This window comes from Methylobacterium sp. WL116 (assembly GCF_008039455.1).
Lineage (GTDB): Bacteria > Pseudomonadota > Alphaproteobacteria > Rhizobiales > Beijerinckiaceae > Methylobacterium.
This window is the reverse complement of the sequence record NZ_VRUV01000720.1, coordinates 1-1,797: the sequence shown is the minus strand read 5'-3', so window position 1 is coordinate 1,797 and position 1,797 is coordinate 1. Positions and strand designations below refer to the sequence as shown.

Sequence of the window (1,797 nt, the reverse complement as noted above, 5' to 3'; positions counted from 1 at the left end):
GCGCAGGGTCGGGTCGAGGGCCATCGGGGTGCGGTCTCCGGGCAGGCTGCCTGACGCCCAAGTGGGTCGCGCAGGGGCGGGGGCAAGGCGGGCAACGGTTAAGCAGGGCAAGGGCAAGGCCGATCGGCGAGGACGTGCGGGCGTCAGCTGATCGGCGCGGCGAAGATCCGGGCGGCGGCGGGCCGCTGCGCCAGCGCCGCGTACCAGGACCGGATCTCGGGCCGCTCGACGCGCTCCGCCGGCAGGGCGAGCCAGCGGTGGGCGGCGCAGCCGAGCGCGATGTCGGCGATCGAGAAGCGCGTGCCGACGACGAAGGTTCGGTCGGCGAGGTGCCGGTCGAGGATCGCGGCGAGGACCTCGGACCGTTCGAGCGAGGCGGCGATCAGCGTGTGGTCGCGCGCATCCGGCGCGGCGCGGTAGAGCTGCCAGAACGCGTCGCGCATCGCCGGGGTGAAGCTCGTCGCCTGCCAGTCGAGCCATTGCTGCACCTGCGCCCGCTCGCGCCGGTCGTCGGGCAGGCGGAGCACGCCCTCCGCCCCGTCCGCGAGGTAGCGCAGGATCGCGTTCGACTCCCACAGGGCGAAGTCGTCCTCCTGGAGCACCGGCACCAGGCCGTTCGGGTTCATCGCCCGGTAGGCGGGGTCGGCGACCACGCCGTGCGCGCCGCCGGCCTCGACCCGCTCGTAGGCGAGGCCGGATTCGTCGAGCCCCCAGAGGGCCTTCTGCACGTTGACGGAGTTCGCCCGCCCCCAGAGCCTGCGCATCGGCTTATTCCTGCTCGCTCGCCTCGGGCCGATACGGCTCGGGCGGATAGGCATGCACGCCGCCGTTCGGATCGGTGATCCGGGTGCCGTCGCGATCCGCCGCGACGTAGCCCGGCCCGACCGGCACCTTGCCGTGGCCACCGGGGATGTCGAGGACGTAGGTCGGCTGGGCCAGCCCCGAAAGCCGGCCGCGGAGCGTGCGCATCAGCGCCTGCCCGGCATCGAGCCCGGTGCGCAGGTGAGCCGTGCCCGGCGCGAGGTCGCCGTGATGCAGGTAGTACGGCTTGATCCGGTTCTCGACGAAGCTCCGCATCAGCGCCTCCATCACCGCCGCATCGTCGTTAACGCCGGCGAGCAGCACCGTCTGGCTCACCATCGGGATCCCGGCGTCGACCAGCCGCGCGCAGGCGGCCCGCGCCTCGGCGCCGAACTCGCGGGCGTGGTTGGCGTGCAGGGCCACGAACACCGCCCGGCCGAAGCCTTTCAGCGCGGCGATTAGAGCGTCGGTCACCAGGGCGGGGCTCACCACCGGCACGCGGGTGTGGACCCGCAGGACCTTGACGTGGGGCACGCACTCGAGCCGCCGCGCGATGTCGGACAGCCTGCGCGGCGAGAGCGCGAACGGGTCGCCGCCGGTCAGCACCACCTCCCAGATCGCCGGGTCGGCGGCGATGTAGGCCAGCGCCGCATCGAGCTCGGCCTCGCTCAGCGTGCCGGCGCCTTCCGGCCCGACCACCTCGCGGCGGAAGCAGAAGCGGCAATAGACCGGGCAGACGTGGAGCGGCTTCAGCAGCACCCGGTCGGGATAGCGGTGGACGAGGCCGGGCATCTTCTCGTGGACGGCGTCGCCGATCGGGTCGGCGCGTTCCTCGGCCGCGGTGACGACTTCCTCCGCCCGCGGCACGAACTGGCGGGCGATCGGGTCATGCGGGTCGGCGGCGTCGATCAGCTCGGCCATGTCGGGGGTGATCGACACGGCGTAGCGCGCGGCCACCGCCCGCAGGGCCGGCAGGTCAGCCGCCGCCACGAGGCC

The 1,797-nt window shown here is 73.7% G+C and carries 2 protein-coding genes; both read right to left on the bottom strand.

Annotated features, from left to right (window positions below; genetic code table 11):
- Positions 1–143: 143 nt before the first annotated feature.
- Entirely contained in the window at positions 144–764 is a 621-nt protein-coding gene (locus tag FV223_RS26625) for a glutathione S-transferase family protein (RefSeq protein ID WP_147729734.1), read from the bottom strand.
- Positions 765–768: 4 nt separating this feature from the next.
- A partial coding sequence (locus tag FV223_RS26620; RefSeq protein ID WP_147729733.1) for a lysine-2,3-aminomutase-like protein occupies positions 769–1,797 on the bottom strand: 1,029 nt, incomplete at its 5' end.